24 protein-coding genes and 3 tRNA genes are annotated in these 26,447 nt (G+C 73.8%); 4 read left to right on the forward strand and 23 right to left on the reverse strand.

Annotation, left to right across the window (positions count from 1 at the left end; all coding sequences use genetic code 11):
* Positions 1-225: 225 nt before the first annotated feature.
* The 7 genes from ABL57_RS07450 to ABL57_RS07480 all read right to left on the reverse strand — a co-directional run bounded on the left by ABL57_RS07450 (position 226) and on the right by ABL57_RS07480 (position 7,865).
* Positions 226-747, reverse strand: coding sequence for a hypothetical protein (locus tag ABL57_RS07450; protein ID WP_047802832.1), 522 nt, complete (start codon positions 745-747; stop codon positions 226-228).
* A 232-nt stretch (positions 748-979) separates the two neighbouring features.
* The gene (locus ABL57_RS07455) at positions 980-1,504 is read right to left on the reverse strand and encodes a hypothetical protein (RefSeq protein ID WP_047802833.1); all 525 of its coding nucleotides are present in this window, start codon (positions 1,502-1,504) and stop codon (positions 980-982) included.
* A gap of 126 nt (positions 1,505-1,630) precedes the next feature.
* Positions 1,631-2,905 (reverse strand): MFS transporter, encoded by a 1,275-nt coding sequence (locus ABL57_RS07460; protein WP_047802834.1) that lies wholly within the window; start codon positions 2,903-2,905, stop codon positions 1,631-1,633.
* A complete protein-coding gene (locus ABL57_RS07465; protein ID WP_047802835.1) occupies positions 2,892-4,517 on the reverse strand; it encodes an ABC transporter ATP-binding protein in 1,626 nt (541 codons plus the stop codon). The genes ABL57_RS07460 and ABL57_RS07465 overlap by 14 nt, the downstream gene beginning before the upstream one ends.
* A complete protein-coding gene (locus ABL57_RS07470; RefSeq protein ID WP_047802836.1) occupies positions 4,510-5,355 on the reverse strand; it encodes an ABC transporter permease in 846 nt (281 codons plus the stop codon). The genes ABL57_RS07465 and ABL57_RS07470 overlap by 8 nt, the downstream gene beginning before the upstream one ends.
* Positions 5,348-6,289 carry an ABC transporter permease gene (locus ABL57_RS07475; RefSeq protein WP_047802837.1) on the reverse strand — a complete coding sequence of 314 codons (942 nt, stop codon included), beginning with the start codon at positions 6,287-6,289 and terminating at the stop codon, positions 5,348-5,350. The genes ABL57_RS07470 and ABL57_RS07475 overlap by 8 nt, the downstream gene beginning before the upstream one ends.
* 52 nt (positions 6,290-6,341) lie before the next feature.
* Positions 6,342-7,865, reverse strand: coding sequence for an ABC transporter substrate-binding protein (locus tag ABL57_RS07480; protein WP_152683313.1), 1,524 nt, complete (start codon positions 7,863-7,865; stop codon positions 6,342-6,344).
* Between the two features lie 280 nt (positions 7,866-8,145).
* On the opposite strand from ABL57_RS07480, the gene ABL57_RS07485 reads away from it, so the two are divergent.
* On the forward strand, positions 8,146-9,852 hold the full coding sequence (locus ABL57_RS07485; protein WP_047802839.1) for a glycoside hydrolase family 13 protein: 1,707 nt from the start codon (positions 8,146-8,148) through the stop codon (positions 9,850-9,852).
* Between the two features lie 11 nt (positions 9,853-9,863).
* Here ABL57_RS07485 and ABL57_RS07490 read toward each other — a convergent pair whose 3' ends face one another.
* From ABL57_RS07490 to ABL57_RS07510, 6 genes are all read right to left on the reverse strand, one after another.
* Positions 9,864-10,361, reverse strand: a complete 498-nt coding sequence (locus tag ABL57_RS07490) for a hypothetical protein (protein WP_047802840.1) — start codon at positions 10,359-10,361, stop codon at positions 9,864-9,866.
* A complete protein-coding gene (locus ABL57_RS22240) occupies positions 10,358-10,525 on the reverse strand; it encodes a hypothetical protein (RefSeq protein ID WP_158041264.1) in 168 nt (55 codons plus the stop codon). The genes ABL57_RS07490 and ABL57_RS22240 overlap by 4 nt, the downstream gene beginning before the upstream one ends.
* A gap of 77 nt (positions 10,526-10,602) precedes the next feature.
* Positions 10,603-11,064 carry a hypothetical protein gene (locus ABL57_RS07495; protein WP_152683307.1) on the reverse strand — a complete coding sequence of 154 codons (462 nt, stop codon included), beginning with the start codon at positions 11,062-11,064 and terminating at the stop codon, positions 10,603-10,605.
* Positions 11,065-11,169: 105 nt separating this feature from the next.
* A tRNA-Phe gene (locus ABL57_RS07500) sits at positions 11,170-11,242 on the reverse strand.
* A gap of 77 nt (positions 11,243-11,319) precedes the next feature.
* Positions 11,320-11,393, reverse strand: a tRNA-Asp gene (locus ABL57_RS07505).
* A gap of 80 nt (positions 11,394-11,473) precedes the next feature.
* Positions 11,474-11,546: transfer RNA gene (locus tag ABL57_RS07510), tRNA-Glu, on the reverse strand.
* A 189-nt stretch (positions 11,547-11,735) separates the two neighbouring features.
* On the opposite strand from ABL57_RS07510, the gene ABL57_RS07515 reads away from it, so the two are divergent.
* Complete coding sequence (locus ABL57_RS07515; protein ID WP_369821411.1) at positions 11,736-12,080, forward strand: metallopeptidase family protein; 345 nt, start codon at positions 11,736-11,738, stop codon at positions 12,078-12,080.
* Between the two features lie 10 nt (positions 12,081-12,090).
* Here the strand turns inward: ABL57_RS07515 and ABL57_RS07520 are convergent, their stop codons facing one another.
* Positions 12,091-13,164, reverse strand: a complete 1,074-nt coding sequence (locus ABL57_RS07520; protein ID WP_082157292.1) for a universal stress protein — start codon at positions 13,162-13,164, stop codon at positions 12,091-12,093.
* A 177-nt stretch (positions 13,165-13,341) separates the two neighbouring features.
* Here ABL57_RS07520 and ABL57_RS07525 point away from each other — a divergent pair, with 177 nt between their 5' ends.
* A complete protein-coding gene (locus ABL57_RS07525) occupies positions 13,342-14,703 on the forward strand; it encodes a D-arabinono-1,4-lactone oxidase (protein WP_053004815.1) in 1,362 nt (453 codons plus the stop codon).
* A 116-nt stretch (positions 14,704-14,819) separates the two neighbouring features.
* Here the strand turns inward: ABL57_RS07525 and ABL57_RS07530 are convergent, their stop codons facing one another.
* From ABL57_RS07530 to ABL57_RS07570, 9 genes are all read right to left on the reverse strand, one after another.
* On the reverse strand, positions 14,820-16,247 hold the full coding sequence (locus tag ABL57_RS07530) for an FAD-dependent oxidoreductase (RefSeq protein WP_047802843.1): 1,428 nt from the start codon (positions 16,245-16,247) through the stop codon (positions 14,820-14,822).
* 99 nt (positions 16,248-16,346) lie between these two features.
* A complete protein-coding gene (locus tag ABL57_RS07535) occupies positions 16,347-17,321 on the reverse strand; it encodes an ABC transporter permease (protein WP_047802844.1) in 975 nt (324 codons plus the stop codon).
* The gene (locus tag ABL57_RS07540) at positions 17,311-18,090 is read right to left on the reverse strand and encodes an ABC transporter ATP-binding protein (RefSeq protein ID WP_047802845.1); all 780 of its coding nucleotides are present in this window, start codon (positions 18,088-18,090) and stop codon (positions 17,311-17,313) included. Before ABL57_RS07540 ends, ABL57_RS07535 begins: the two co-directional genes overlap by 11 nt.
* A complete protein-coding gene (locus tag ABL57_RS07545; protein ID WP_053004816.1) occupies positions 18,087-19,220 on the reverse strand; it encodes an ABC transporter substrate-binding protein in 1,134 nt (377 codons plus the stop codon). Before ABL57_RS07545 ends, ABL57_RS07540 begins: the two co-directional genes overlap by 4 nt.
* The gene (locus tag ABL57_RS07550) at positions 19,221-20,609 is read right to left on the reverse strand and encodes a sulfate adenylyltransferase subunit 1 (protein WP_047802846.1); all 1,389 of its coding nucleotides are present in this window, start codon (positions 20,607-20,609) and stop codon (positions 19,221-19,223) included.
* A 2-nt stretch (positions 20,610-20,611) separates the two neighbouring features.
* A complete protein-coding gene (gene cysD / locus ABL57_RS07555; RefSeq protein WP_047802847.1) occupies positions 20,612-21,544 on the reverse strand; it encodes a sulfate adenylyltransferase subunit CysD in 933 nt (310 codons plus the stop codon).
* A 26-nt stretch (positions 21,545-21,570) separates the two neighbouring features.
* Positions 21,571-22,338, reverse strand: coding sequence for a phosphoadenylyl-sulfate reductase (locus ABL57_RS07560; protein ID WP_047802848.1), 768 nt, complete (start codon positions 22,336-22,338; stop codon positions 21,571-21,573).
* On the reverse strand, positions 22,335-24,029 hold the full coding sequence (locus ABL57_RS07565) for a nitrite/sulfite reductase (protein ID WP_047802849.1): 1,695 nt from the start codon (positions 24,027-24,029) through the stop codon (positions 22,335-22,337). The genes ABL57_RS07560 and ABL57_RS07565 overlap by 4 nt, the downstream gene beginning before the upstream one ends.
* A gap of 157 nt (positions 24,030-24,186) precedes the next feature.
* Positions 24,187-24,666, reverse strand: coding sequence for a general stress protein (locus ABL57_RS07570; protein WP_047802850.1), 480 nt, complete (start codon positions 24,664-24,666; stop codon positions 24,187-24,189).
* A gap of 257 nt (positions 24,667-24,923) precedes the next feature.
* On the opposite strand from ABL57_RS07570, the gene ABL57_RS07575 reads away from it, so the two are divergent.
* Entirely contained in the window at positions 24,924-26,393 is a 1,470-nt protein-coding gene (locus tag ABL57_RS07575) for an NCS2 family permease (protein WP_047802851.1), read from the forward strand.
* Positions 26,394-26,447: the final 54 nt, after the last annotated feature.

A 26,447-nucleotide genomic window follows, 5' to 3' on the forward strand; every position in this document is an offset into this window, starting at 1 on the left:
GGCGGTGGGTCAGGGGGCGGTGGGTCAGGGGGCGGTGGGTCAGGGTGCGATGGGTCATCAGTGTCCTCCTCGATGCTCCCGTGACGGGGGTGTGCCGGGTGGCCTGGTGCCGGCCGAGATCCGGCCGGCGGGCCCGCCCGGGGAGCGGGGCGTTCCCGGACGACCGCGTCGGGCCCCGTGCCGTCGCGTGCTCGCACGGGACCGGACGTCCCGGCCGGCCGTTCCTCACTCCTGTTCGATGACCTCCCCGCTGGTGGCCATGATGTAGGGCTCGCCCTCGAACTCGGTGAACGCCTCGTCCTCCAGATCGACGCCGAGCTCCTGCTCCACACCGGCGACGTCGAAGCCCTCCTGCACGGTGCCGGTGACCTGGACCACCTGGCCGTCGTCGAGCGGGGGGATCTCCTGCTCCTCGACGATCAGCAGCGGATCCACCGCACCGGCGATGGCGAACGCATCGGGCGAGATGGTCTCGCTCACCTCGGCCGAGAGCGTCACCTGCTGACCCGTGTAGGTGGTGACCTCGTCGTAGAAGTCCTGGTTGTAGTCCCCTTCGTAGGCCAGGGCCATCGCCCCGGCGTCCTCGGTGGCCGCCGCGGAGCTCTCCACGACCTCCCCGTCCGTGACGTCCTCGACGTCGGTGCCGGTCTCCGGGCCCTCCGAGCCGCATCCGGCCAGACCGAGCCCGGCGACGGCGAACAGCCCTGCGGCGAGCGTGCGGGTGGTGCGCGTGCTGTGTGTTCCCATGATGGTCCTCCTCGTGTCGGTCCCGGTCGCCGGGGCGGTGGGCCGCCGGGTCCCCGGGTGTGCTGCTCCTCGACCGTAAGAAGCCGGTCCGGCCCGGGACCAGCAGGAAAGCGATGTCCGCCGACCTTCACCGGGCCTTCCGGGCTCCTGCGGGGAACCCTCTGCGCAGATCGTGACCCGCTCGTGATGACCGGCGCGTTCTCGGCGGGAGCCCCGAGGCTCCGCGGGAGCCCTAGGGCGCGGGGTCGACCGTCGCCTCGTCCAGATAGGCCTCCCCCGCGTGCTCCGCGTAGAAGCCGGACTCGTCGTCCGCGGCCGCCTCCTCGGCGACGGGGGGTTCGAAGTCCTCCCGGAGCGTGCCGGTCACCTCCACCGTGGAGCCCTCCGCGACGTCCGGGGCCGTGTACCGGGCGCTGACCAGCAGGGGATCCGTTCCCGCCGGGCCCGTGAGCACGTAGGCGGAGCGGGAACGGACGAAGTCCCCGATCGTCCCGGTGAGCCGGACCTGCTGCCCGGCGTGGTCGGGCAGCTCCGCGACGAACTGCTCGTCGTACGGGCCGTCGTAGGCCAGGCCTCCCGTGGTCTCGGCGGCGCCGGCCGGGGACGGTGTCTCCTGCGCTCCGGGCGTCTCCTGCTGGGCCGGGGTGCCGCCGCCCGGCTCGGGCTCCTCGCCGCCGGTGCAGCCGGTCGCGGCCGCCAGTGTCAGCGCCGACGCGGCGACCAGTCGTCTCGTGCGGTGTGTCCTGTGAACGGGCATGGCAGTCCTCCTCGCTCGGGCGGGATCCCTCCGGCCGGGCAGGCACGGCGTCGCCCCGTCCGTTCCCATCCTCACCCACCGGCACCGGCCGGAGGAACCGCCGGCCGGGTCCGTGACCGGCCGGGCTCAGGGGGCGGTGCGGGACGGCGCCTCGGCCCGGGTCCGGTCGCCGCCGGGGCGGCGCAGCACGACCGGCAGCGCCGCGGCGGCCAGGAGCGCGAGCAGGGACAGGGGGATCCATGGTGTGCCGGGCCACCAGTGGTGGCGGGCGGTGAGCTCGAGCAGGATCCCGAGCCCGGCGTTGCCCACGAGCACGGCGACGCCGCCGCAGGTGGCGGCCAGCCCGTAGTAGGCGCCTCGTCCGGCGCGGGCCCCCGGGTCCGGGAGGAAGACCGGAATGAGGGACAGGATCGTGGGGGTGAGGAGCATGTGGCCCAGGATCAGCACCGCGACCGCGCCCATGACCGGCAGCACGGAGCTCTCCTGCGCACCCGGGGGCACCGAGGTGAGGGCGGCCACGGCGAACGCGGCGGCCACCACCAGGAAGCCGGCGGACAGGGCGCGCCCGGGCCCGAGCCGCCGGCCCAGCCCCGAGACCGGCAGCTGCAGGAGCAGGGTCAGCACCGAGGCCAGCAGGAACAGTGCCCCGAGCCAGGCAGGGTCGAGGCCGCGCCGGTCCAGCTCGACCGGGACGGTGAAGTAGAGCTGGTTGTAGGCCAGCATGTTCGTGCCCGCGAACAGGCAGAACAGGACGAAGCGCCGGTTGCGCAGGCATCCCAGGGCGGGCCCGGGGCCCCCCGCGCCCCGGGCCCGCGCGGCAGGTGCGGCGGGCAGGCGGAACCACAGCAGGACGGTCACGAGAGCGAACACCGCGATCCCGGCGCCCAGGGCCGCGTCGAACCCCCACCCCAGCAGGGCGGTGCCCAGCACGGGACCCAGCACCGCGCCCAGCTCGCCCGTGATCGCCAGCCACACGAACACCGACCGCCGGCCCGCGCCCCCGGCGCCGCCGGCCGGCGGCCGGTCGGCGTGGGAGAGCTGGGACTCCAGCGCGGGCGAGAACAGTGCGCCCCCGGCGCCGGTTAGGACCGCGCCGAGCAGGAAGAGGGGGAAGTCCGAGGCCGCCGCCAGGGTGGCGTAGCCCAGGATGCGCACCAGGCAGCCGGTGAGGATGGCCCGGCGGGGGCCCCAGCGGTCGGCCAGCAGACCGCCGAACAGGAACATGCCCTGCTGGCTGAAGGTGCGGGCCCCGAGCACCAGTCCGATCGCGGCGGCGTCCAGTCCGTACTCGGTGCCCATGGCGCCGGCGAGGAAGGGGATGACGGCGTAGAAGCCGATGTTGAAGACCAGCTGGGCCCCGAGCAGGGTGCGCGTCTCGGGCCGGTGGTCAGGCGGGGACATCGCGGTGCTCCGGCGGCAGGGTGTGGTGGTCCAGGATCGCGCACACCCGGGGCAGGGCCGCCGCCACCAGCTGCCGGCTGTGCTCGTGGCGCGGCGCGGCGAAGAACTCGCGGGTCGGCGCGAGCTCGACCAGGGTTCCGTGGTGGAGCACCGCGACCCGGTGGCTCATGTAGCGGATGACGCCCAGGTCGTGGGAGATCATGATCAGCGACAGTGCCCGGTCCCGGTGCAGCCGCAGCAGCAGGTCCAGGACGGTGCGCTGGGTCGCAGCGTCCAGGGCCGAGGTGGCCTCGTCGCAGATGAGCACGGTCGGTTCCAGCAGCAGGGCCCGGGCGATGGTGAGCCGCTGCAGCTGCCCGCCCGAGCACTGGCCGGGATACCGTTCCAGCAGCTCCGGGTCGAGCTCCACCTCGCGCACCGCGTCCAGGAGACGGGCCTCCCGCTCCTCCGCGGGGAGGTCCCGGTGCTGCCGCAGGGGGGCCTCCAGGCTGGTGCGCAGCCGCATGCGGGGGTCGAAGGAGTCGTGCGGTTCCTGGAAGACCAGCTGCACACCCGTGCGCACCGGACCGGCACTTCCCGGCGCTCCCGGGGCCCCGGTGACGCGTCCGGCGTCGGGGGCCTCCAGCCCGACGGCCAGGCGGGCCAGGGTGCTCTTCCCGGAGCCGGACTGGCCCAGGACCCCGAGGATCTCCCGGTCCCGCAGCTCGAGCGTGACCTGCTCCACGGCAGGGCGTCCGCGGCGCCGGCCCGTGCCGAAGGTCTTGGTGACCCGTTCCAGCGCCAGCGCCGCGCCCGTGCCCGCGGCGGGGGGCGGCGTGTCGGCGGGGGTGAGGGCCGCGGCCTCCAGCAGGGCCCGGGTGCACGCGCTGCGGGGACGGTTGAGCACGGTTCCGGCCGGGCCCGCCTCGACGACGCGCCCGGCGTCCAGCACCACCACGCGGTCCGCGTAGGCGGAGACGGTGGCCAGGTTGTGGCTGATGTAGAGCACTCCCAGCCCGCGGTCGCGACGCTCCCGGTCGATCAGCTCGAGGATCTGCCGCTCGAGGACCGTGTCCAGGGCGGAGGTCGGCTCGTCCGCGAGCAGCACCTCCGGCCGGCCGGCGAGGGCGAGGGCCACCATGGCCCGCTGGGCCATGCCCCCGGAGAGCTGGTGGGGGTGCGCGCTGGCGCAGGACTCCGGGTCCCGGAACCCCACCTCGGACAGGAGCTCGAGCGCCCGCTCCCGGGCCGCCCCGCCCCGGAGCCCGCCGTGCAGCCGCAGGGGTTCCCGCAGGTGGTGGAGGACCGTCCGGCGGGGATTGAACATCCGCTTGGGCTGCTGGTACAGCATGCCGATCCGCCCGCCGCGGACCCTGTCCAGCTCGGCCTCGCCCGCCCGGGCGAGGTCGGTCCCGCCCAGCCGGATCGATCCGGCGTCGAGCTGGACCTGCGGGGGCAGCAGGCCCAGGACGGACATGGCCGTCATCGTCTTGCCGCTGCCGGAGGCGCCGACCAGGGCCACGAACTCCCCCGGCGCCACCGCGAGGTCGACCCCGGACAGCACCGGCCGGGGGGCTCCGGAGGGCCCCCGCCGGCTGACGTGCAGCTGCTCGACGCTCAGCCCCTCAGGCATCCGGCACCGTCCGGGAGGGCGCGGAGGAGAGCACCATGCGGGTGCTCGTCGCCCGGGCCAGTCGCTGGCCGACGAGGGTGACGCACAGGGCGACGACGAAGACGACGAGCCCGGGGGCGAGGATCGTCAACGGGGACCGGGCCGCGTACGGCTGGGCGGCGGCCAGCATCGCCCCCCAGTCCGACTGCGGGGGCTGCACCCCCAGGCCCAGGTAGGACAGGGCCCCCACGGTGATCAGGAACTGCCCGAAGCGCAGTGTGGCCTGCCCGAGCAGCGGCCCCGCCAGGTGGGGAAGGACGTGGCGCAGCACGATGAAGGAGGGCGAGCAGCCGAGGACCCGGGCGGCCTCCACGAAGCCGCGCGCGGAGACGTCGTACGTCAGCGCCCGGGCCAGCCGGGCGAACGGTGTCCAGCCGGTCACGGTCAGGGCCAGCAGCAGGGACAGGTGCCCGGGACCGAGCACGGCCACCAGGAACAGGGCCACGACCATCTCCGGCAGGGCCAGCAGGACGTCGCTGGTCCGGGTGAACACCTCGTCCAGCCAGCCCCGGCGCCGGGCGCTGAGCACCCCGATGACGGTGCCCGTCACGGCGGTGAGCAGCGTGGCCAGCGCGGCGACGGTCAGGGAGAACCGCCCGCCGTCGAGCAGCCGGCTCAGCGTGTCCCGGCCCAGGTGGTCGGTGCCCAGCCAGTGGGCGGCGCTCGGCGGGGCCAGCCGGGCCGTGAGGTCCTGCGCGGCCGGCGGGTGGGGCGCGAGCCAGGGCGCGAGGGCCACGGCGAGCACGACGAGGACCAGGACCGCCGAGGCGGCCCACACGAGGGCGCGGCGCTCACGCACGGCGCCCCCTGACCCGGGGGTTGAGCAGGCCGTGGACCAGGTCGGCGGCGGTGGTCAGCGCGACGGCCAGGCCCACGACGACGACCACACCGCCCTGCGCCAGGGGGATGTCGCTGTTGCGCACCGCGTCGTAGAGCAGCCGTCCCATGCCGGGAATGGCGAAGACGACCTCCACGATGACGGATCCGCCCAGCAGCCCGGCGAACCAGACGGCCACCAGCGTGGTCAGGGGCAGCAGCCCGTTGGGGAGCACGTGCCGCCGGAGCGTCCGGAACCGTCCGAGGCCGCGGGCCCGGGCGGCGACGACGTGCTCGGCGCCCAGCGCGTCGAGGACTCCTTCGCGCACGGCGGAGGTGAAGTAGCTCGTCGGCCGCAGCGCGAGGACGGCCACCGGCAGGACCGCGGAGGAGGGCCCCGACCACCCGGCGGAGGGCAGCAGCGACAGGTTGAGGGCGAACACGAGCACGAGCACCGGGGCGAGCCAGTACTCCGGCACGGCGATGAACGCCTGGGTGACCGTGGTGATGATCCGGTCGGCGGCCCGGCCCTCCTGCAGCGCGGCGATGACGCCCAGGACCACCGAGACCGCCGCGGCCACCGCCAGGGTCATCACCACGAGGCTCAGTGTGATTCCCAGGGCGGGCAGCACCTGCTCGACCACCGGGGTGCGGCTCGCGTAGGACAGCCCCATGTCGCCGCCGAGCAGCCGGCCCAGCCACCGCAGGTACTGCACCATCAGGGGGTCCTGGAGTCCCAGGTCGGCCGCAAGGGCCTGGGCGACGGAGTCGTCGATCACCTCTCCGGCCACCCGGGACCGGATGATCTTGCGCACCGGGTCCCCCGGCGTCACGTAGGGGATGAGGAACACCACGAAGGACGCGAGCAGGACGGTGATCCCCAGGGTCGCCGCCCGCCGGGCGAGGAAGGCCGTCACGCGCGGTCCCGTCCTTCCGCTCGTCCCGGGGTCCTGGTGCTGCCGGCGGTGCTCACGAGGCGGGCTTGCTCGTCTCCGCGCGCAGCACGTACCGGGACAGCGGGTCCTGCCGGTGGTTCTGCAGATCGGCACGGACCGCGTCGACGGCCTGCTCGTTGACCAGCCACACGTTCACGGCCTGCTCCTCGAGGATCTCTCCGGCCCGGGCGTACAGCTCGTAGCGCTGCGCGGTGTCGGCGGTGCCGGCGGCCTCCTCCACGAGCCGGTCGTACTCCTCGTCGCAGAAGTGGCTGAGGTTGTACGTGCCCTCGCAGGTGTAGTCGGCGGTGAGGAAGCCGATGGGGTCGGCGATGTCGATCAGCCGGTTGCGCTGGCTCAGCACCATGTCGTAGTCCCCGGACAGCAGGTCCGGCTCCACGGCGGCGTACTCCTTGGTCGTGATGGTCACGGGGACCCCGACGCTCTTGAGGTTCTCCTGGATGACGGTGGCCACGTCGGCGAACTCGGCCCGCTCCACGATGGCGATGATCTCCAGCGGCCGCTCCGCGGTGTAGCCGGCGGCGGCCAGCAGCTCCTTCGCGGCGTCGACGTCCTGCTGCGGGGCCTCGGCGCCCTCGATCGCCCAGGGCTCGGAGGGCGCGAAGGGCCCGGTCGCCGGGAGGGCCGCCCCCTCGTAGACGCTGGCCGCCAGGGCGTCCAGGTCCAGGGCCGAGCGGACGGCCTTGCGGAAGTCGACGTCGTCGAACGGTGCCCGGCCGTTGTTCATGTACAGGGTCGCGGTGCGCGGGGACTCGGCCTGGAGCACCTCGACGGCGGGGTCGGCCTCCAGCGCGGCGACGTTGGCCGCCGGGATGGAGAGGGAGACGTCTGCCTCCCCCGTCTGGACCTGCGTGGCGCGGGTCGCCCCGTCGGTGATGAACCGGACCTCGGCGCCGGCCAGCTGGACCTCTCCGCCCCAGTAGTCCTCGTTGCGGTCCACGGTCAGGGACTGCTTGGGCTTCTCCGACACCGGGGTGAACGGCCCGGTGCAGTGCCCGAAGGGGTCCACCGACCCGCCCTCGAAGGCCGCCGGGGCCAGCACCCCGGTGTTGACGCTCGCCAGGCGGTACGGGACCAGCGGGCTCTCGGCCGGGGTGGTGATCCGCACGGTGCGCTCGTCGACGGCCTCCACGCCGCTGACCACGGCGGGGCTGAAGGCGCGGGCCGGGACCTCGGCGTCGAGGACGGCGCGCAGCGAGGTCACGACCGCGTCGGCGGTCAGCGCGGTGCCGTCCTGGAACTGCACGCCCTCCCGGAGGGTGAACTCCCACTCCAGGGGCGAGACCTGCTCCCACTCCGTGGCCAGCGCCGGCACGATCTCGCCCGCCGCCTCGTCGTAGCGGGTCAGGGTCTCGAGGCACCCCGACAGGGAGAGGATGTAGGCGGCGTCGCTCTCCAGCGCCCAGTCCGCGACCGGGGCGCGGAAGTTGTCCACCACGATCCGCTGATCGCGGTCGGCGGCCTGGGTGCTGCCACCTTCCTCGCCGCTGAAGCCGCAGCCCGACAGAGTGAGAAGAGCCACGAGCCCGACGGGCATCGCGGACCGGAGCGGAGAGCGCACGGGACCACCTCAGGTCGCCGCCCGGAGGCGGCAGAGAATAAGGACACGGAAGAGTTCGGTAAAACCCCCGGAGGCAGGTTAGGGGAACCTAACCGTCGGGTCCAGTCGGGCACGGGGCCCCGTCATGAAACAGCTCCGGTTTCACCGGCCGCCACGGATGTGCTATGGGCACCGGCGCGTCCGTGCTGACACCGCACCGGCGGCCTGGCACAGTGGGGCACGGACATCCCCCGACCGGACGACCCCGAGGAGCTCCATGACGCAGCAGGCCGAGACGCCCCGCACGACCACCGCCGGGGAGTGGTGGCGCTCCGCGGTGATCTACCAGATCTATCCCCGCTCCTTCAACGACGGCAACGGTGACGGCATGGGTGACCTCCCGGGCATCATCGACCGGCTGGACTACCTGGCGGACCTGGGCGTGGACGCCCTGTGGCTGTCCCCCTTCTACGTCTCCCCCCAGCACGACGCCGGCTACGACGTCTCCGACTACCGGGACATCGATCCCCGGTTCGGCACGCTCGAGGACTTCGACCGGATGCGCGCCCGGATGGCCGAGCTGGGCATGCGGCTCATCGTGGACCTCGTGCCCAACCACACCTCCAGCGAGCACGAGTGGTTCCGGGCGGCCGTGGCGGCCGGGCCCGGCAGCCCCGAGCGGGAGCGCTACATGTTCCGGGAGGGCCGGGGCGAGCACGGCGAGCTGCCGCCCAACAACTGGCGCTCCGTGTTCGGCGGTGAGGCGTGGACCCGGCTGCCGGACGGGCAGTGGTACCTGCACCTGTTCGACAGCACCCAGCCGGACCTCAACTGGGAGAACCCGGAGGTGTGGGAGGAGTTCCGCTCCGTGCTGCGCTTCTGGCTGGACCGCGGCGCGGACGGCTTCCGCGTGGACGTGGCCCACGGGCTGGTCAAGGCCGAGGGCCTGCCGGACTGGGACCACCAGGTGCACATGGTCGAGGGCGAGCACGACGCGCGGGAGCACGACGAGCCGGACACCCCCATGAGCACCGGCAGCCCCTACTTCGACCAGGACGGCGTGCACGAGGTCTACCGCGACTGGCACCGGGTGCTCGCCGAGTACGACGGCGACCGGATGATGGTGGCCGAGGCGTGGGTCGAGCCGGCCCACCGGCTGGCCATGTACGTGCGCTCCGACGAGATGCACCAGGCCTTCAACTTCGACTTCCTGGTGGCCGGATGGGACTGGGCGCGGCTCTCCCGGGCGATCGGGGACTCGCTGGCCGAGTCCGCGAAGGTCGGGGCGCCCACCACCTGGGTGCTCTCCAACCACGACACGGTCCGGCACGTCTCCCGCTTCGGGCTCTCGGACCCGGTCGCCTACCCCAAGGGGATCGACGCGGGGAGCGAGCAGCCGGACCACGACCAGGGCCTGGCCCGGGGCCGTGCCGCCGCCCTGGTGGAGCTCGCGCTGCCGGGCTCCGCCTACCTGTACCAGGGGGACGAGCTGGGCCTGCCCGACCACACGGGGCTGCCCGCGGAGCTGCGGCAGGACCCGGCGTTCGCCCGCACCGGGGGCGAGGAGATCGGCCGCGACGGCTGCCGCGTGCCGCTGCCCTGGGCCGCCGGGGAGCCCGGCCACGGCTTCGGCCCCGAGCCGTGGCTGCCGCAGCCGGAGGCCTTCGCGGAGCTGGCGGCGGACCGCCAGGTGGGCGTCCCGGGGTCCACGCACTCGCTGTACCGCGCCGCCATCGCCCTGCGCCGGGAGCTCGGCCTGGGCCGGGGCGCGTTCGCCTGGCACGAGGCGCACGACGCCGCGACGGGCCTGCTCGCCTTCGTGCGCACCACCGAGGCCGGGCAGCGGGTGCTGGTGGCGGCGAACTTGGGCGGGGCCCCGGTGCCGCTGCCCGCCGGAGAGCTGCTCGTGGCCAGCCGGGAGGACGCCGTGGCCGACGGCGCGCTGCGGCCCGAGCGGGCGGTGTGGGTGCGCCTGACGGCCTGACCCGGGGCGGGTCAGTGGCTGGTGCGGCCCCGGCCCGAGGCGAGCACGGGGGCGAGCAGCCGGTCGGCCAGCGCCCCGGTCAGCACCGAGTAGACCGCCTTGTGCAGGACGTCGACGGTCAGCTCCTGGACCGGCCAGGACGCCGGCGGGGCGCCCACCCCGGTCGCGTTCTCCACCGTCTGGTCGACGGCGAGCCGGACCACGGTGTGCCACGCGCTCGCGGACCCGCCGCGGATGCCCGTGACCGACCAGACGCCGCGCAGCGCACCCAGGGCGGCCCCGGTGCCGTAGTGCATCACGGAGTTCCAGCCCCGGGGCCGCTCGTCGTCGCCCGGGGGCCGCCCCAGCAGGGTCAGCAGGGCACGGCCGGGGACGTAGGAGTTCGGGCGCCGGGTGAGGGCCTGCTCGGCCTTCTCCCCCAGCACCATCCCGGCGGCGCCGACCACGCCCGCCGCGGCGCCGATTCCGGCCGCGCGCAGCAGCAGGTCCGGACGGGAGGCGGCGGTCATGCCCGGTCCTCCTCGTCCTCGAGGCCCTGTCGCGCCAGATCACGGTCCAGTTCGCCGCCCGGCTCGACGACCACGCCGTCCTCGCGCTGGTCCTCGACCGTTCCGCGCTCCGGTTCCCGCCCCGGTTGCTGCCCCGGTCCGTGCTCCCGCTGCTGCTCGCTCATGGTCGCTCCCTCCGTTCGGGCACCCGGCCCGGGCGGCCCGCGGCCAGTATAGGCAGGAAGCTGATCAGTCGGGCCGGTCAGTGGGCGGGGGCGGACTCGCCGCAGCGCCGCTGCAGCCAGTCGTCGACCGGGGCGAGCGTGCGCTGCAGGTCGGCGACCTCGACCGGCTGCAGCGAGTCGCCCGCGGCGCGCAGATCGGCCACGGCGGAGTCGAAGGCCGGCCGGAGGTCGGCGGGCATCCCGGGCGCGAGCTCCTGCACGGAGTCGGCCGCCCGGCCGGGGTCGAAGCCGGGGTGCGGCCCGTCGGTGGACAGCGGCACGAGCATCAGGGAGGTGTAGGCGCCGGCGACGTCGAAACAGGTCTCCGGGCCCGGGGACTCCTCGGTGGGGACCGGGGCGGGGGTGGTCGGTCCCGGGACCGACTCCAGGACGAACCCCTGCTGCTGCCCGGCGCCGCAGCCGGCCACGGCGAGCAGGCACAGCACGGCGGGAGCGAGCACTGCGCCGGGTGCGCTCGAGCGGCGGGGCGGGCGGGTCACGGCTCCAGGATACGGAGCGAACCTCGGTGCGGGCTGGCAGCCGGCAAGGACCCCGGACATGAGAAGAACCGCCGGTCCCCGTGGGGACCGGCGGTTCTTCCGCGGTGGCTCCGACCGGCGTCGATCCGGTGACCTTACGATTTTCAGTCGTACGCTCTACCAACTGAGCTACAGAGCCCCGGCACATCCGAGGCGGATATGCCGCGACGGCGTCGCACCCCGGAAAGACCTCTTCCGCTGTGAACGCCGCCTGAGCGACCCTGACGGGACTTGAACCCGCGACCTCCGCCGTGACAGGGCGGCACGCTAACCAACTGCGCTACAGGGCCTTGCTGTTTCCAACGAGGATTGATCTTACCAGCATTCCTCGCCGGTTGTGCAAATCGGTGGGAGGCCCACCTGCTTCGCGTACCCCCAACGGGATTCGAACCCGTGCCGCCGCCGTGAAAGGGCGGTGTCCTAGGCCGCTAGACGATGGGGGCCAGAACGCCCGCGCCGGCGGCCACGGCCTCGAGGACCGAGGACCCTGGCACGGGTGAAACCGAGTACAGCTTAGGGCTTCCCCCGGAATTCGCACAATTGCCGTCCGGGCCGGCACCCGGCGGCACCCGTGCGGCCGGCACCCCGTGCGCCCGGGCCGCGCGTGGGGTAGGAAAGGGGGCGTGATCGAGATGACCCGCCAGGAGTTCGACGGCGCCGTCGACGACGCCATCGACCTCATCCCGGACGAGCTCTTCCGGGCCATGGACAACGTGGTGATCCTCGTCGAGGAGGAACCGCCCGGGCACGCGCCGGACCTGCTCGGCCTCTACGAGGGCGTGCCCCTCACCGCCCGGGACGGCGGCTGGGGGGCCGGGTCCCTGCCGGACCGGATCTTCGTCTACCGCGGCCCGCTGCAGCGCATGTGCACCGAGCGGGAGGAGCTCGTGGAGGAGATCACGGTGACCGTCATCCACGAGGTCGCCCACCACTTCGGCATCGACGACGAGCGGCTGCACGAGCTGGGCTGGGGCTGACCCGGCCCGCTCAGGCGTCCCAGGGGCGGACGTCGTCGAGGTCGAAGTCCTTGCGGGTCTCGATCCGCTGGTCGTAGCGGTCCGGGACGATCAGCACCGGACCGGCCGCGTTGTGCAGCACCCCCTGCGAGGTGGAGCCCAGCAGCATGCCCGCGAAGCCGCCCCGGCCCCGGGTGCCGAGCACCACGAGGGAGTTCTTCCGGGTCTGCTCCACCAGGACCTGCACCGGTGGGCCGTCGGCCAGCTCGGAGCCGATCTCGAGGTCCGGGAACCAGCTCCTGAGCCAGGCCACCCCGCCGCCCAGGGCCCGGGCGACGTCGTCGTACATCACCTCGAAGTCCACGGCCGTGGGCATCCAGGCCAGCGCCCCGCTCACCGGCGGGAGCGCGCACACCACGGTCAGGGGGACCCCGAGCAGGTGGGCCTCCTCCGCGGCGTAGAGCATCGCCGCCCGGGCCTGCGTGGAGCCGTCCGAGCCGACGACCACGCGGTCCACGAGGGCCCGGTCGGTGGTGAGCTCCTCCGCGCCCAGGTGCTCCTGGGACCAGGGCAGGGGCACCACCCCGGTGGGGCACTTGGCGTGCGCCGGCACGGCCGTGGAGACGGTGCCCAGCAGCCGGCCCAGCAGCCCGCCCCGGCCGCGGGAGCCGAGGACCATCAGCTCGGCCGTGCGGCTGAGCTCGAGCAGGGCGCCGGAGGGGTCGCCCGTCTCGACCGTGGCGCGCAGCTCCACCCCCACGGGGCGGACCTGGTCCGCGGCGTGGTTCAGCAGCTCCTCGACGCCCTGGGTCAGGGCGGCCTCGTCCACGGTGGCGTAGCCGGTGTCGAACCCGGAGCCCGAGAACACGGGCATGCTGTAGGCGGTGACCAGCCGGACGGGCAGGCCGCGGCGGCGGGCCTCCCGCGCCGCCCAGCGCAGGGCGCCCAGGCTCTGCTCGGAGCCGTCGACGCCCACGACGACCTCGCCGGTCGCGTCCAGGGCGCGACCCTGCCCTCCGGCGGCCGGGGAGCGCCGGCGGACGGCCTCCTCCCCCAGGCTGGTGTCGCGGCGCTCCTCGCGCTCCGGGGACGGGTGGTCGGTCATGGTGCTGCCTCCTGTGCGCGGCCTCCGCCCGGACGGCTCCGTCGCGGCCCGGGACCTCGCCTCCGATGGTACGCGCGGACGCGCCGCGGTCGGCGCCCGCCGGCGGACGATCGGCGCCCGGGGTGAGAAGATGAGGGCGCACTGTGCACCCGCCTGCCAGGAAGGACGGTTCCGCCGATGAGCGAGGTCTCGTCGCCCGACACTCTGCCCGGGGAGACCGGGGCGACGGAGTGGGCCACGTGGGGCAGGACGCACGCCGTCACCCCTCAGCACGTCCTGCGCCCGGCCTCGGTGGCGGAGCTGGCCCAGGGCGTGGCGGCCGCCGCGCAGCGGGGCCTGGGCGTGCGCGCCGTGGGCTCCGGCTGCAGCTTCTCGGCGCTGCCCCTGGCGCCCGAGGTGATGGTCGAGCTCACCGGGCTGACCGGGCTCACGGCGGTGGACGCGGACCAGCACCGGGTCACGGTCCTGGCGGGCACCACGATCCGGGCCCTCAACAAGGAGCTGGACGCCCACGGGCTGGCGGTGACCAACCTGCCGGACAGCGACTGGCAGACGATCGCCGGCGCGGTCTCGACCGGCACCCACGGCACCGGCCTGGCCTTCGGCTCCCTCTCGGCCCAGGTGGTGGCCCTGACCCTGGTCACGGCCCGCGGCGAGCTGGTGGAGTGCTCCGCCGAACAGCGCCCCGAGCTGTTCCAGGCGGCGCGGGCCGGACTGGGCGCCCTGGGGATCCTCGCGAGCGTGACCCTGGCCTGCGAACCGGCCTTCCGGCTGCACGCCGCCGAGATCCGGGAGCCGCTCGGGCAGCTCGTGGACTCCGTGGGATCACGGATGGCCGGGTCGGACCACTTCGAGTTCTACTGGATGCCGGGCACGGCCACCGCCCAGACCCGCATCCTCACCCGGCTGCACAAGCTCCCGGACTCCTACACCCGGCCCGGCTCCCCCGTGGCGCGCACCGTGCGCCGGCTCGACGACGCCCTGCTGCGCAACACCCTCACCGCCGGGCTGAACCAGCTGGCCACGGCGCTGCCGCGCTCCACGCCCGGGCTCAACCGGGTCGACGCCCTCACGAACAGCCCGCGGCAGTACAGCGACCTCTCCTTCCGGGTGTTCACCGTCCCGCGCCGGGTCCGCTTCGTCTCCACCGAGTACGCGCTGCCCGTGGAGGAGCTGGGGGTCGCCTTCCGGGAGCTGCAGACGCTCGTCGAGCGCCGCGGCTATGCCTTCTCGCTGCCCGTGGACGTGCGCTGCTCCGCCGCCGAGGAGGCCTGGCTGGCGCCCGCCCACGGCCGCGACACCGCCTGGATCGCGCTGCGGCAGTACTGGCGGCGCTACGACCCGAAGGTCTTCGCCGCGGCGGAGGAGGTCTTCGTGGACCACGGCGGACGCCCGCACTGGGGCACCGTGCACACCCGGGACGCCGGGTACCTGCACGCGGTCTACCCGCGGTTCCAGGACTTCCTCGACGCCCGTGCCGCGGCGGATCCGGACGGGGTCTTCCTCAACGACCACGTCCGGGAGCTGCTGGGCCTCTGACCCGGTGGGGCGCCGCTCTGCCGGCGCCGGTCCCGGAGCGGCTGCTCCCGTCCCGGGAGCGCGAGGGGCCGCGTCCTGCCCGGCAGGACGCGGCCCCAGGGGTGCTGGGCTCCGGCTCAGACGGGCGAGGAGACCGGCTCGGGCACGCCCTCCCGGGAGACGCTGACCATCTCCTCGCGCTCGACCACCTTGACCCGCTCGCGCGGGTTGCCCTCGGCGTCGTGCGAGGACTGGCCCAGGCCCTGCTCGTACTCGTCCAGGGCCAGCCAGCCCTCCCACGTGGTGTACTCGACGCCCCGGGCCTCGAGCACCTCGTTCACGGACCCGGGGTCGGGGCGGGTGGCGCCGGGCAGCACGGGGCGGTCCTCCAGCAGGTGGGTGACCGTCTCGAGGGCGTCGGACTTGGTGGCGCCGATCAGCCCGACCGGGCCGCGCTTGATCCACCCGGTGGCGTAGAGACCGTGCAGCACCGTGCCGTTCTCGGCCAGGACGCGGCCCTCCGCGTTGGGGATCACGCCGCGGCCGTCGTCGAAGGGCAGCTCCGGCAGCCGGGAGCCCAGGTAGCCTACGGCGTGGTAGACGGCCTGCACCGGGTAGTCGACGTACTCGCCGGTCCCGGACACCGAGCCGTCCCCGTTGAGCCGGGTCCGCTCCATGCGCAGGCCGGTGACCCGGCCGTCCTCGCCGAGGACCTCGCGGGGGCTCTGCAGGAAGTGCAGGTGCAGGCGCCGGGAGGCGGTCTGCGGGGCGTCGTCGGCCCGCCACTTCTCGAGGGTCTTGACCATCACCTTGACCTGGTTGTTCTCGGCGATGGCCTGCTCGGAGCCCTCGTCGTAGTCGAAGTCCTCGTCGTAGACGACGATGTCGACGTCGCGCGACTTGGCGAGCTCGCGCAGCTCCAGCGGGGTGAACTTCACCTGGGCGGGGCCGCGGCGGCCGAAGATGTGCACGTCCGTGACCGGGGAGGCCTTCAGGCCCTGGTAGACGTTGCCGGGGATCTCGGTGACGAGCATGTCGTCGGCGTGCTTGGAGAGCACCCGGGCGACGTCGAGGGCCACGTTGCCGTTGCCGATGACCGCGACCTCCTTCGCCTCGAGCGGCCAGGTGCGCGGGAAGTCCGGGTGCCCGTCGTACCAGGCGACGAACTCGGCGGCGCCGTGGACGCCCTCGAGGTCGTTGCCGGGGATGTTCAGCGGGGCGTCGTAGACGGCACCGGTCGCGAAGATCACCGCGTCATAGTGGGCGCCGAAGTCGGCGAGGGTCAGGTCCCGGCCGAACTCCACGTTGCCGAAGAAGCGGATGTCGCCGCGGCCCAGGATCGCGCGCAGCGCGGTGATGATGCCCTTGATCCGGGGGTGGTCGGGGGCCACCCCGTAGCGGATCAGCCCGAACGGGGTCGGGTAGCGGTCGAACAGGTCGATGCTGACCTCGAGCTCCCCGTTCTTCACGGGCTCGGACTTGGTGAGCATGTCCGCGGCGTAGATGCCGGCCGGGCCGGCGCCGATCACGGCGACGCGCAGGGGGCGGGTGGTGGTGTCAGCCACTGAGGTTCCTTTCGTTCGCGCGCACGGCGTGCACCGCGCGCGTCGTGGACCGGGTCCAAGTTTAGTGATGTCGTCCCGGGATCTCCCGGGTGAGGATGCTCACGACCGGTGGCCGAGCAGCCCCCGCCCGCGCAGCAGCCGGCGTTCCACGGGGTTGAAGAACAGCAGCTCCACGAGGATGCCGACGGCGAGGATCGACAGGACCGCGACCATCACCACCGCCATGTTGGAGACCGTCCGGCCCTGCTCCAGCAGGGAGCCCAGGCCGAAGCCGATGGAGCCACCGATCGCGATGAGCTCGGCGCCCATGAGCGAGCGCCATGAGAACGCCCAGCCCTGCTTGAGCCCGGCGACGTAGCCGGGCAGGGCCGCGGGGAGCACCACCTTGCTGGCCATGGTCCAGCCGCGGGCCCCGAGCACGTGGCCGGCCCGGCGCAGCTGGGGCGGGATCTGGTCCACCCCCGCGAGCATGCCGTTGACGATCGACGGGATGGCCCCCATGAGCACCACGAAGTACACGGTGGCGTCGGAGAGGCCGAACCAGATGATCGCGGCGGGCACCCAGGCGATGGAGGGCAGCACCTGCAGGCCCGAGATGATGGGGCCCACGGCGTCGCGGAGGGCGCGCCGCTGGGCGATCAACAGCCCCAGCGGCGTGGCCACCGCCGCAGCCACCAGGAAGCCGCTGATCCCCCGCCACAGGCTCGTGCCGAGGGCGCCCAGGACGGTGCCGTCGGTGAGGAGTTCCGCGAACTGCCGCCCGACGTCCAGCGGCCCCGGCATGACGTCGGGCCGGGGGCCGAGGAGGGCGACGAGCAGCTGCCACAGCAGCAGGCCGGCCACCAGGGCGACCATCGGCGGGGCCACCTTGGTGCGGAACACCTCCCCGGCCGAGGTCCTGCGCGTGCGCTCGGTCTGCAGCGCGTCCAGGCCGGCGAGCTCCTCGCCGGCGGCGTCCTGCTCGGCGGGCGGCACCGGGAGCGGCCCGGAGGCCGTCCGCTCCGCCGCCCGGGGTGCGCGGGGCGCGGCCGGCGGCGCGGCCGGGACCTGGGGCAGGGCGGTGTCATTTCGCATGGCGGCTGATCTCCTCACGCAGTCGTGCGGTGATGGTGCGGGTCAGCTCGGCGAGGGTGTCGTCGAGTGACTGGGCGCTGCCCTCGAAACCGTAGGACTCGGGGTCCTTCCACGGCCGGGTGTCCCACTCCTGGACCACCTGCCCGGGGCGGGAGGACATGAGCAGGACCCGCTGGCCCAGCCGCACGGCCTCGCCGACGTTGTGGGTGATGAACACGATCGTCCGTCCCGTGGCGCGCCAGACGCGCAGCAGCTCCTCGTGCAGCAGGTCCCGGGTGATGGCGTCCAGCGCGGAGAACGGCTCGTCCATGAGCAGGACCTCCCGCTCCTGGGCCAGGGCCCGGGCCAGGGCCACGCGCTGGCGCATCCCGCCGGAGAGCTCGTGCGGACGCTTGTCCGCCGCGTGCGGCAGCCGGACCAGCTCGAGCAGCTCCTCGGCCCGCTCCCGCCGCTGCGCGGCGGGGACGCCGCGCAGCTCCAGGGCGAGCTCCACGTTGCGCCGTGCGGTGAGCCAGGGGAACAGGGCGGCGTCCTGGAACATCAGGGCCGCTCCCTCCGCGGGGACGGTCACCGACCCGGCGGTCGGCTCCTCGAGCCCGGCCACGATGTTCAGCAGCGTCGACTTGCCGCAGCCCGAGGCGCCGAGCAGCGCGACGAACTGCCCACGCTCCACGTCGAGGTCCACGTCCTGCAGGACCGGGCCGTCCTCGGCGGAGAAGGTCTTCCCGAGTCCCTGCAGCCGGATCGCGGTGGTGGTCGTGGTGCTCATGGGCCCTCCTCCGAGCCGGCGCGGACGCGGTCGAGGACCGTGGTGTCCACGAGGCCGTCCAGCGAGGCCTCGTCCGTGGTCCCCGCCGCCACGCCGTCGGCCAGCAGCTGCGGGTAGGTGTCCGCGAGGGGGTCCGTGGTCCACTCGATCGCCTCGAGGGCGCCCGCGATCGTCTCGTCGGGGAGGGTCTCGGTCTGGGCGCGCTCCAGGCCCCGGTTCAGGGTCGAGGCCAGCAGCGCGGGGTCGTCCTCGTGCTCGTCCAGCCAGTCCACGGACCGCTGCAGGCCCCGCACGAGTCCTTCGACCGTCTCCGGATGGCGCTCGAGGTAGTCCTTGCGCACCACCAGCACGGTCGTGGGATAGCGCCCGTCCGCCCAGAGGTCGCGCTCGTCCACGAGGACCCGGGCGCCGTCCTGCACCGCGCGGGTGGCCCACGGCTGGGGCAGCCAGGCCCCGTCCACGCGTCCCTGCCGCAGCATGGAGATGGTCTGGCCGTTGGCCATCGGGGTGATGGCGACCGCGCGCTGACCGTCGCCGTCCACCTCGTAGCCCTGCTCGGTGAGCCAGGTCCGCAGGGCCACGTCCTGGGTCCCCCCGAACTCGGGGCTCGCGACGGTGCGCCCGGCCAGGTCCTCGGCGTCCGTGACGCCCGGGCCCACCACGAACTGCGCCCCGCCGGACGCCGCGCCCGCGACCACGGCGAGCGAGCGGCCCTGGGAGCGGACGAAGGAGTTGATCGCCGGGTTGGGGCCCACGAAGGCGGCGTCGATCGACCCGGCGTTCATGGCCTCCACCGCGGTGGGGCCGCTGTTGAAGACCTGGGTGGACAGGGTCGTGTCCCCCAGCTCCTCCGCGAAGTGCCCGTTCTCGAGGCCGACGAGGGCCGGTCCGTGCGTCAGGTTGCCGAAGTAGCCCAGACGCAGCTCGGCCGCGTCGGAGGTCTCGACCGCGGTCTGCTCCCAGGCCGCCAGCGTCCCGTTGGCGCGCAGCACGGTGGCGGCGACCGTCAGGGCGGTCAGGAGCGCGAGCGCGGTCAGCACCAGCGGCCAGCCCGGACGGCGGCCGGCGGCGGGGCGCCCGCCGTCGCCGGCCGTCACCGTGGTGAGGGCCGGCGGCTGCTGCCGGTCCACCTAGGCGTCCCGGACGAGTCCGGCGGCGAGCGTGTTGCCGGTGGCGGGGTCGACGAGCAGGAAGGCGCCGGTGCGCCGCAGCCGGTCGTACGGGTCGACGGGCAACGGGGAGGCCAGCCGGAGCCGGACCCGTCCGATGTCGTTGAGCTCCAGGGTCGCCGCGTCGCGCAGCACCAGCTCCTCGAGGTCCAGGCGCCCCTCGAGGTCCTGGACCATGGCCTGGACCGTGGCGGCGCCGTGCTTGACGAGCACGCGGGCGCGCGGCTGCAGGGGCCGCTCGCCGAGCCAGGCCACCGAGGCGGTCAGGTCCCGGCTGGGCTCCGGCAGCTCGTCGTCGGCGCTCGCGAGGAGGTCGCCGCGGGCGATGTCGATGTCGTCGGCCAGCCGCAGCGTCACGGACAGCGGGGCGGCGGCCTCCGGCAGCTGCTCCCCGGGCAGGGGCGCGCCCGGGGCCGGAGCGGTGCCGGCCACGTCGATGCCGGTGACCGTGGTGCGCCGGCCGGCGGGCAGGACCACCACCTCGTCGCCGACCGCGACCGTGCCGGAGGCGATCTGCCCGGCGTAGCCGCGGTAGTCGCGCAGCGCCTCGGCGTCCGCGCCCGGCGCCGTGCCGCCCTGCGGGCGGATGACGTACTGGACGGGGAGGCGGAAGGGGCGGGAGGTGCCGCGCCCGGACTCGTCGACCGTGGGCAGCTCCTCGAGCACGCGCAGCAGCGGGCGCCCGGTGTACCAGGGGGTGCGCGCGGAGGCCTCCACCACGTTGTCGCCCTCGAGGGCGGAGACGGGCACCACGTGCACGTCCTCGATGCCCAGCCGGGCGGCGACGCCGGTGGCGTCGGCGGAGACCCGGTCGAAGACCTCCCGGTCGTAGTCGACCAGGTCGATCTTGTTCACGGCGATCACCACGTGCGGGACGCGCAGCAGCGAGACCACGGCCAGGTGCCGGCGGGTCTGCTCGACCACCCCGTGCCGGGCGTCCACGAGCAGCACGACGGCGTCGGCCGTCGAGGCGCCCGTGACCGTGTTCTTCGTGTACTGCACGTGGCCGGGGCAGTCGGCGAGGATGAAGGAGCGGCGGTCGGTGGCGAAGTAGCGGTAGGCCACGTCGATCGTGATGCCCTGCTCCCGCTCGGCGCGCAGGCCGTCGGTCAGCAGGGCGAGGTCGAGCCGGCCCGTGCCGCCGCCGAAGCCGCGCTCGGCCGAGGTGCGGCCCACGGCCTCGAGCTGGTCGGCGAGGATCGCCTTCGCGTCGTGCAGCAGCCGGCCCACCAGGGTGGACTTGCCGTCGTCGACGGACCCGGCGGTCGCGAAGCGGAACAGCGAGCCGGGGTCGATGGTCGGGACCTGCTCGGCGGGGACCTGCGGGGTCACGGTGCTGGGGGAAGTCATGTCTAGAAGTACCCGTCCTTCTTGCGGTCCTCCATGGCGGCCTCGGAGATCCTGTCGTCCGCGCGGGTGGCCCCGCGCTCGGTCAGCGTGGACACGGCGACCTCGGCCACCACGTCGGCCACGGTGCCCGCGGCGGAGAGCACCGCCCCGGTGCAGGACATGTCCCCCACGGTGCGGTAGCGCACGCTGCGCCGCTCGACCGGCTCGGCGGCCGAGGGGGCGGAGAACTCGCCCACGGCCATCCACATCCCGTCGCGGCGGAACACGTCGCGCTCGTGGGCGTAGTAGATCGGCGGCAGCTCGATGTTCTCCCGCTCGATGTAGCGCCAGATGTCCAGCTCGGTCCAGTTGCTGATGGGGAACGCCCGGACGTGCTGACCGGCGGTGTGCCGGCCGTTGTAGAGGTTCCACAGCTCGGGCCGCTGGTTGCGCGGGTCCCACTGGCCGAACTCGTCGCGCAGGGACAGGATCCGCTCCTTGGCCCGGGCCTTGTCCTCGTCGCGGCGGCCGCCGCCGAACACGGCGTCGAACCGGTTGTCGGCGATCGCGTCCAGCAGCGGGACGGTCTGCAGCGGGTTGCGGGTGCCGTCGGCGCGCTCGAGCAGCCGGCCGTCGTCGATGTAGTCCTGCACGGACGCCACGACCAGGCGGATGCCCAGCCGCTCCACGGTGCGGTCCCGGAAGTCGAGGACCTCGGGGAAGTTGTGCCCGGTGTCCACGTGCAGCACGGGGAAGGGGATCCGGCCCGGCCAGAAGGCCTTGGCGGCCAGGTGCAGCATGACCACCGAGTCCTTCCCGCCGGAGAACAGCATGGCGGGGCGGTCGAACTCGGCCACGACCTCGCGCAGGATGTGGATGGACTCGGCCTCGAGCGCGTCGAGGCTGCTGTGCACGCCGGCCTCCGCGGGGGCCGGGGCGGTGCTGGGGGTGGTCACGTTCGCCTCCGTCGTCGTGGGTGCGCTCACAGGTGGATCCCGCACTCGATCTTGTCCTGGCCGGACCAGCGGCCCGCGCGCGGGTCCTCGCCCGGGGCGGTGGGCCGGGTGCAGGGGGCGCAGCCGATCGAGAGGTAGCCCTCCCCCATCAGCGGGTTCGTCGGGATCCCGCGGTCCTGCGACCACTGGACCAGCTCGTCGAGGCTCCAGCGGACCATCGGGTTGACCTTGACGAGCTTGTGCGTCTCGTCGAAGGTCACCATGGGCGCGTTGGTGCGGGTCCAGGACTCGTCGCGGCGCACGCCGGTGAACCAGACCTCGTAGCCCTCGAGGGACTTCTTGAGCGGAGCCACCTTGCGGATCGCGCAGCACAGGCCGGGGTCGCGGGCGAAGAGGTCCTTGCCGTGCTTCTCGTCCTGCTCGGCCACGGTGAGCTCCGGCAGGGCGTCGACCACGGTGATGTCGAGCATGTGCGCCACGGCGTCCCGGGTGCCGATGGTCTCCGGGAAGTGGTAGCCGGTCTCCAGGAAGAGCACGTCCACCCCCGGCAGCTGCTCGGCGACGAGGGCCGGCAGCACGGCGTCGGCCATCGAGCAGGCCACGGTGACGTTGCGCAGGTCGAAGTTCTCCGCGACCCAGCGGATCGCCTCCTCCGTGGACGCCTCGCCGGCGGCGGGCACACGGCCCTCGGCGTCCAGCTCGGCGTGCAGCGCGGCGGCGCCGGCCGCCGCGAGCTCGCGCAGCTGCTGCTCGTCGCGCAGCGCGGGGCGGGTGCCCCTGTCGGTGCTGGTCATGCGAGTTCACTCTCCTCGACCCGGTGGGTCCACTCGGCGAAGGTCTCGTTCCCGGTGCGCTGGGCCAGGAAGCGCCGGACCAGCTTCTCGACGTAGTCGGCGAGGTCGTCCTGGAACACCTTCAGGCCGCGCACGGTGCGCCCCAGTCCGGCCTCGGCCCGGTCGTCGGCGGCGAGCCCGCCGCCCAGGTGCACCTGGTAGCCGGGCTTCTGCCCGCCGTCCTCGGTGGGCAGCAGCTGGCCCTTGAGCCCGATGTCCGCGGTCTGGATCCGGGCGCACGAGTTGGGGCAGCCGTTGACGTGCATCGAGATGGGGTGGGGCAGCTCCACGCCGTCGAGCCGCCGCTCGAGCTCGTCGATGGTGTCCGAGGCGGTCTGCTTCGTCTCGACGATCGCGAGCTTGCAGTACTCGATGCCGGTGCACGCCACCGTGGAGCGGCGGAACGCGGAGGGCCGCGCCTGCAGGTCCAGGGCGTCGAGGTCGGCGACCACGCTCTCCACGTCGGCCTCCTCGATGTCGAGCAGCACGAGCTTCTGGTGCGGGGTGGTGCGCAGCCGGTCGGAGCCGTACTTGGCCATCACGTCGGCCAGGGCCAGCAGCTTCGCCCCGGAGACGCGGCCCACGCGCGGGGCCACCCCGATGTAGAACCGGCCGTCCTTCTGCCGGTGCACGCCGATGTGGTCGCCCGGCACGGCGGCCTTCTCCGGCGCCGGGCCGTCCGCGAGCTCGTAGCCGAGGTACTCGTCCTGGAGCACCTGGCGGAACTTCTCGGTCCCCCAGTCCTGGACCAGGAACTTCAGCCGGGCGCGGTTGCGCAGCCGCCGGTAGCCGTAGTCGCGGAAGATGCTCGTGACGCCCTTCCAGACCTCCGGGGCCTGCTCCTCGGTCACGAAGGCGCCCAGGCGCTTGCCGAGGAACGGCACCACGGACAGCGCCCCGCCGACCCACAGGTCGTAGCCGGGGCCGAGCTCGGGGTGGACCACGCCCACGAGGGCGCAGTCGTTGATCTCGTGCACCACGTCCAGGGACGGGTGGCCGGTGATCGCGGTCTTGTACTTGCGCGGCAGGTTGGAGAACTCCGGGGAGCCGATCCAGGTGGACTTGATCCGCTCGATCACCGGAGTGGGGTCGATGATCTCGTCCGCGGCGATCCCGGCCAGCGGGGAGCCCAGGATCACGCGCGGGACGTCCCCGCAGGCCTCTGTCGTGTCCAGGCCCGCGTCCTCGAGCCGGCGCCAGATCTCCGGGACGTCCTCCACGCGGATCCAGTGGTACTGGATGTTCTGCCGGTCCGTGATGTCGGCCGAGTCCCGGGCGAAGTCCGCCGAGATCTGCCCGAGCACGCGCAGCTGCTCGCGGGTCAGCGCCCCGCCGTCGAGCCGGACGCGCATCATGAAGTACTTGTCCTCGATCTCGGCGTCGGACAGGGACCCCGTCCGGCCGCCGTCGATGCCCGGCCGGCGCTGGGTGTAGAGCCCCCACCAGCGGAACCGCCCGTGCAGGTCCTGGGGGTCGATCGAGTCGAAGCCCTCCCGGGAGTAGACCTCCTCGATCCGGGTGCGCACGTTGAGCCCGTCGTCGGCCTGCTTGAAGACCTCGTTCGGGTTCAGGGGGTCCCGGCCGTCGACCTTCCACTGCCCCTCGGGCTTCGGCTTCCGGGCGGCACGGGGCGCGCGCGTCGTCTGTGTCATGGCGTCGATTCTTCGCGGCTTGCCCCGGACAGTCACGCCGGTCGTCACAAACCGCCATGAACCGACCCGACGTGACACAGGGCTGGACACCGACGCCCGCATGTGCAAGACGGCGAGTCGTGCCGGGCCCGGCCGGGCGGACCCGGCACGGGCGCCCTCAGGCGGTGGACCCGCCCCCGGTCAGCCGCGCCGCGGCGTCGTCGATGTGCTCGGCGTCCACCAGGATGTCGTAGGCGTCCGCCTCGAGGCCCTGGACGCTGCGGAAGTCACGGCGCCCGCCGGTGGCCGCGTGGCCCACGAGGCCGAAGACCAGGCCCCAGACGGCACCCAGCGCCACGCCCCACAGCACCACGGACAGCCAGCCGCCCACGGTGAACAGGCCGAGGAGCAGCCCCACGAACAGGCCGAGCCACGCGCCGGTGGCCATGCCGTAGAGCGCGGCCTTCCCGTTGGTCATCCGCCCCGTGACCTGCTCGACCGAGCGCAGCCCGGTGCCGACCACGCGCACGTGCTCCACGGGGAACCCCTCGTCGGAGAGGGCGTCGACGATCTGCTGCGCCTCGGCGTAGGTGGGCACGGTCCGCAGCACCCGGTAGTTGCCGGAGGAGGTGGGAGGAATCCGTGAGGGCTGGGTCATGGCTGCTGCGCTCCTGTTCCGTGGTGCTGGGGTGGGCTCCGGTGCCGCGCTCGCGGTGCGACCGCCGTCCGGTCCAACGGGATCCGGCGCGCCCCTGTTCCGCCCGGCGCCGGACGGCCTCGTCCATGACCGGGCGCTCACCGCGACACCACCGGGCGGGACCGGTAATGTTCCCCCGGTGGTACGCGGATCCGGGGCCGCTCCGGGGCCGCCGCCGTCGAGCCCGCCCTGTCCCGTCGAGTGCCCTTAGGACCACCATGGCATCCTCCGCCTCCGTTCCCACGGAGACCCCTTCCCGTCCACCGCGCAACGGCCTGGACCGCTTCTTCAGGATCAGCGAGCGCGGCTCCTCCGTGACGAGCGAGGTCCGCGGCGGCGTGGCCACGTTCATCGCGATGAGCTACATCGTGGTCCTCAACCCGCTGATCCTCGGCTACGGCCCGGACGGCGCGGGGAACACCCTCGGTGCCGAGCGGGTCGCGGCCGTCACCGCGCTCGTGGCCGGCGTGATGACCATCCTGATGGGGCTCGTGGCCCGCTCGCCGTTCGCGATCGCCACCGGCCTGGGGGTGAACGCGTTCCTCGCGGTGACGATCGTGACCACCCCCGAGCTCACCTGGCCGCAGGTGATGGGCCTGGTCGTGTGGGCCGGGGTGGTCATGTTCGTCCTGGTGCTCACCGGCTTCCGCACCGCGGTGTTCAACGCCGTGCCGCCGTCGCTGAAGACCGCGATCGTCGTGGGCATCGGGCTGTTCATCGCCCTGATCGGCTTCGTGAACGCCGGCTTCGTGCGCCGCATCCCGGACGCCGCCGGCACCACCGTGCCCGTGCAGCTCGGCGACGGCGGGACGCTGCTGGGCTGGCCCATGCTCACCTTCGTCGTCGGCCTGCTGCTGACCCTGGCCCTCATGGTGCGCAACGTCCGAGGCGCGATCCTGATCGCGGTGGTCCTCACCACGGTCCTCGCCCACGTCCTGGAGGCGGTCTTCCCGTCCGGCTCGTCGGTGGAGAACCCCACCGGGTGGTCCCTCGTGGTGCCCTCGGCCCCCACCTCCTTCGTCGCCCTCCCGGACCTCTCCCTCGTGGGCGCGGTCGCCCCGCTGGAGGCGTTCCGGAGCCTGGGCGCCCTCGCGGCGCTGCTGCTGGTCTTCACGATCCTGCTCTCGATCTTCTTCGACGCGATGGGCACCATGGTGGGGCTCTCCCAGCAGGCCGGCCTGGTGGGCCGCAACGGGCAGATCGAGAACGTGGACCGGGTCCTGCTCGTGGACGCCGCCGGCGCGATCGCGGGCGGCGCGGGCTCCGTGTCCTCCAACCAGATCTTCGTGGAGTCCTCCACCGGCATCGCCGACGGCGCCCGCACCGGCCTGGCCAACGTGGTCACCGGCGCGCTGTTCCTGCTCGCGATGTTCGTCACGCCCCTGGTCAACGTGGTGCCGTTCGAGGCCGTCGCCCCGGCCATGGTCGTGGTCGGCTTCCTCATGGCCAAGCAGGTGGTGCGGATCGAGTGGGAGGACTGGGGCCTGGCCGTGCCGTCCTTCCTGACCTTCGCCGTGATGCCCTTCACGTACTCGATCGCCGACGGCATCGGGGCCGGCTTCGTCTCCTACGTCTTCATCCGCCTCGTGCAGGGCCGTGCCCGGGAGGTCCACCCGCTGATGTACGTGGTGGCCGCGGCCTTCGTGGTGTTCTTCGGCAAGGGCGTGGTGGAGGGCTGGCTCGCCTGACCGGCTGTTCCCGCCCCCGCGAGGTTGCGGCTCACGGCCACCGAGCCGCTTCCG

Source organism: Kocuria sp. SM24M-10 (assembly GCF_001027955.1).
Taxonomy (GTDB): Bacteria; Actinomycetota; Actinomycetes; order Actinomycetales; family Micrococcaceae; genus Kocuria; species Kocuria oceani.

Excerpts from the sequence above, each read along its gene's own strand:
- ABL57_RS07455 (WP_047802833.1), bottom strand. The coding sequence starts at position 1,504 with ATGCCCGTTCACAGGACACACCGCACGAGACGACTGGTCGCCGCGTCG.
- ABL57_RS07560 (WP_047802848.1), bottom strand. The coding sequence starts at position 22,338 with ATGACCAGCACCGACAGGGGCACCCGCCCCGCGCTGCGCGACGAGCAG.
- ABL57_RS22240 (WP_158041264.1), bottom strand. The coding sequence starts at position 10,525 with ATGAGCGAGCAGCAGCGGGAGCACGGACCGGGGCAGCAACCGGGGCGG.
- ABL57_RS07490 (WP_047802840.1), bottom strand. The coding sequence starts at position 10,361 with ATGACCGCCGCCTCCCGTCCGGACCTGCTGCTGCGCGCGGCCGGAATC.
- ABL57_RS07465 (WP_047802835.1), bottom strand. The coding sequence starts at position 4,517 with ATGCCTGAGGGGCTGAGCGTCGAGCAGCTGCACGTCAGCCGGCGGGGG.
- ABL57_RS07515 (WP_369821411.1), top strand. The coding sequence starts at position 11,736 with ATGACCCGCCAGGAGTTCGACGGCGCCGTCGACGACGCCATCGACCTC.
- ABL57_RS07480 (WP_152683313.1), bottom strand. The coding sequence starts at position 7,865 with ATGCCCGTCGGGCTCGTGGCTCTTCTCACTCTGTCGGGCTGCGGCTTC.
- ABL57_RS07550 (WP_047802846.1), bottom strand. The coding sequence starts at position 20,609 with ATGACTTCCCCCAGCACCGTGACCCCGCAGGTCCCCGCCGAGCAGGTC.
- ABL57_RS07460 (WP_047802834.1), bottom strand. The coding sequence starts at position 2,905 with ATGTCCCCGCCTGACCACCGGCCCGAGACGCGCACCCTGCTCGGGGCC.
- ABL57_RS07485 (WP_047802839.1), top strand. The coding sequence starts at position 8,146 with ATGACGCAGCAGGCCGAGACGCCCCGCACGACCACCGCCGGGGAGTGG.
- ABL57_RS07565 (WP_047802849.1), bottom strand. The coding sequence starts at position 24,029 with ATGACACAGACGACGCGCGCGCCCCGTGCCGCCCGGAAGCCGAAGCCC.
- ABL57_RS07525 (WP_053004815.1), top strand. The coding sequence starts at position 13,342 with ATGAGCGAGGTCTCGTCGCCCGACACTCTGCCCGGGGAGACCGGGGCG.
- ABL57_RS07570 (WP_047802850.1), bottom strand. The coding sequence starts at position 24,666 with ATGACCCAGCCCTCACGGATTCCTCCCACCTCCTCCGGCAACTACCGG.
- ABL57_RS07535 (WP_047802844.1), bottom strand. The coding sequence starts at position 17,321 with ATGCGAAATGACACCGCCCTGCCCCAGGTCCCGGCCGCGCCGCCGGCC.
- ABL57_RS07540 (WP_047802845.1), bottom strand. The coding sequence starts at position 18,090 with ATGAGCACCACGACCACCACCGCGATCCGGCTGCAGGGACTCGGGAAG.
- ABL57_RS07575 (WP_047802851.1), top strand. The coding sequence starts at position 24,924 with ATGGCATCCTCCGCCTCCGTTCCCACGGAGACCCCTTCCCGTCCACCG.
- ABL57_RS07520 (WP_082157292.1), bottom strand. The coding sequence starts at position 13,164 with ATGACCGACCACCCGTCCCCGGAGCGCGAGGAGCGCCGCGACACCAGC.
- ABL57_RS07450 (WP_047802832.1), bottom strand. The coding sequence starts at position 747 with ATGGGAACACACAGCACGCGCACCACCCGCACGCTCGCCGCAGGGCTG.